1 rRNA gene is annotated in these 3,084 nt (G+C 50.3%); it reads right to left on the reverse strand.

Features of this window, described 5'->3' with window-relative positions:
• Positions 1–19: 19 nt before the first annotated feature.
• Positions 20–2,901, reverse strand: a 23S ribosomal RNA gene (locus tag HW423_RS10595).
• Positions 2,902–3,084: the final 183 nt, after the last annotated feature.

Here is a 3,084-nt window from a genome sequence, read left to right on the forward strand (position 1 = left end):
GCTAAACCTGAATTGGTTCGTGGTTAAGTCCTCGACCGATTAGTACTCGTCCGCTCCGTACATTACTGCACTTCCACTTCGAGCCTATCTACCTGATCGTCTTTCAGGGGTCTTACTCACTTGCGTGATGGGAAATCTTATCTTGAAGCTGGCTTCGCGCTTAGATGCTTTCAGCGCTTATCCATCCCGCACATAGCTACCCAGCGATGCTCCTGGCGGAACAACTGGTACACCAGCGGTGCGTCCATCCCGGTCCTCTCGTACTAAGGATAGCTCTTCTCAAATTTCCTGCGCCCGCGACGGATAGGGACCGAACTGTCTCACGACGTTCTGAACCCAGCTCGCGTACCGCTTTAATGGGCGAACAGCCCAACCCTTGGGACCGACTTCAGCCCCAGGATGCGATGAGCCGACATCGAGGTGCCAAACCTCCCCGTCGATGTGAACTCTTGGGGGAGATAAGCCTGTTATCCCCAGGGTAGCTTTTATCCGTTGAGCGATGGCCCTTCCATGCGGTACCACCGGATCACTAAGCCCGACTTTCGTCCCTGCTCGACTTGTAGGTCTCGCAGTCAAGCTCCCTTATGCCTTTGCACTCTGCGAATGATTTCCAACCATTCTGAGGGAACCTTTGGGCGCCTCCGTTACTTTTTAGGAGGCGACCGCCCCAGTCAAACTGCCCACCTGACACTGTCTCCCGTAGTCTATACGCGGGTTAGAGTGGTCATTCATCAAGGGTAGTATCCCACCAACGCCTCCAGGTAGACTGACGTCCACCTTTCTTAGGCTCCTACCTATCCTGTACATGATCAACAAACACTCAATATCAAGTTGCAGTGAAGCTCCATGGGGTCTTTCCGTCCTGTCGCGGGTAACCGGCATCTTCACCGGTACTATAATTTCACCGAGTCTCTCGTTGAGACAGTGCCCAAATCATTACGCCTTTCGTGCGGGTCGGAACTTACCCGACAAGGAATTTCGCTACCTTAGGACCGTTATAGTTACGGCCGCCGTTTACTGGGGCTTCAATTCGTACCTTCGCTTGCGCTAAGCACTCCTCTTAACCTTCCAGCACCGGGCAGGCGTCAGCCCTTATACGTCACCTTTCGGTTTTGCAAAGACCTGTGTTTTTGATAAACAGTTGCTTGGGCCTATTCACTGCGGCTGATGTTTCCATCAGCACCCCTTCTCCCGAAGTTACGGGGTCATTTTGCCGAGTTCCTTAACGAGAGTTCTCTCGCTCACCTTAGTGTTCTCCACTCGACTACCTGTGTCGGTTTGCGGTACGGGTTGATATACATTCGCTAGAAGCTTTTCTCGACAGTTTGATTACTCACCTTCGCTACTTAATTCGCTCCCGGTCACGACTCGTTTACTCGCACGTAAGCATTTGACTCACATCCAAACTTATCGCTTCGACACCCTATTCCATCAGGGTGCGTGAGGTCACCTCCTGTGTCCCTCCATCACTCAAACATGTATCTCAAGTACAGGAATCTCAACCTGTTATCCATCGCCTATACCTATCGGCTTCAGCTTAGGTCCCGACTAACCCTGGGCGGACGAGCCTTCCCCAGGAAACCTTAGTCATTCGGTGGACGGGATTCTCACCCGTCTTGCGCTACTCATACCGGCATTCTCACTTCTATACGCTCCACAGCTCCTTACGGTACTGCTTCGCCGCCTATAGAACGCTCTCCTACCACTCAACCTCATGGTTGAATCCACAGCTTCGGTGTTCAGTTTAGCCCCGGTACATTTTCGGCGCAGGGTCACTCGACTAGTGAGCTATTACGCACTCTTTCAAGGATGGCTGCTTCTAAGCCAACCTCCTAGTTGTCTATGCAACCCCACATCCTTTTCCACTTAACTGATACTTTGGGACCTTAGCTGGTGGTCTGGGCTGTTTCCCTTTCGACTACGGATCTTATCACTCGCAGTCTGACTCCCAGAGATGAGCAGATGGCATTCGGAGTTTATCTGGATTCAGTAAGACGTATGTCCCCCTAGTCCAAACAGTGCTCTACCTCCAACGCTCTCACTCTGAGGCTATACCTAAATATATTTCGGAGAGAACCAGCTATCTCCAAGTTCGATTGGAATTTCTCCGCTACCCACATGTCATCCAAACATTTTTCAACATGTCCTGGTTCGGTCCTCCAGTGCGTCTTACCGCACCTTCAACCTGCACATGGGTAGGTCACTTGGTTTCGGGTCGACGACATCTGACTCACGCCCTATTCAGACTCGCTTTCGCTACGGCTCCGCTTCTTCAGCTTAACCTTGCCAACTATCGTCACTCGCCGGTCCATTCTACAAAAGGTACGCCATCACCCATTAACGGGCTCTGACTACTTGTAAGCACACGGTTTCAGGTACTCTTTCACTCCCCTCCCGGGGTGCTTTTCACCTTTCCCTCACGGTACTTGTTCACTATCGGTCACTAGGGAGTATTTAGCCTTACCAGATGGTCCTGGCAGATTCCGACGGAATTTCGCGTGTTCCGCCGTACTCAGGATACTCTTAGGTATATAACGTGTTTCGTCTACGGGGCTCTCACCCTTTACAGCTGGCCTTCCCATGCCATTCGACTACACCTTATACGTCCACATTAGAGTCCTACAACCCCGACGTGCATGCACGTCGGTTTGGGCTCTTCCCGTTTCGCTCGCCGCTACTCAGGGAATCGATTTTTCTTTCTCTTCCTGCAGGTACTTAGATGTTTCAGTTCTCTGCGTCTACCTCACTTGCGTGTAACAGCCATTAGCTGTTGGGTTCCCCCATTCGGAAATCTCTGGATCTTAGCTTACTTACAGCTCCCCAAAGCATATCGGTGTTCGTCCCGTCCTTCATCGGCTCCTAGTGCCAAGGCATTCACCGTGCGCCCTTTGTTTCTTAACCACATATTTCTCGCGCTATTATTACTTTTTAACTCTGTATTTCTACAGACTCGGTCAATTCTTTGGTTTATGATTTAATTTCGATTAAAATTATATCTTCATTTAAGAAAATTGTTCTAATACAATCTGTCGCATCGACGGATTATATTAGGTGTTGATATTCAGTTTTCAATGAGCTAAGTTT

It is taken from the genome of Ruoffia halotolerans (genome assembly GCF_014049385.1).
Taxonomy (GTDB): domain Bacteria; phylum Bacillota; class Bacilli; order Lactobacillales; family Aerococcaceae; genus Ruoffia; species Ruoffia halotolerans.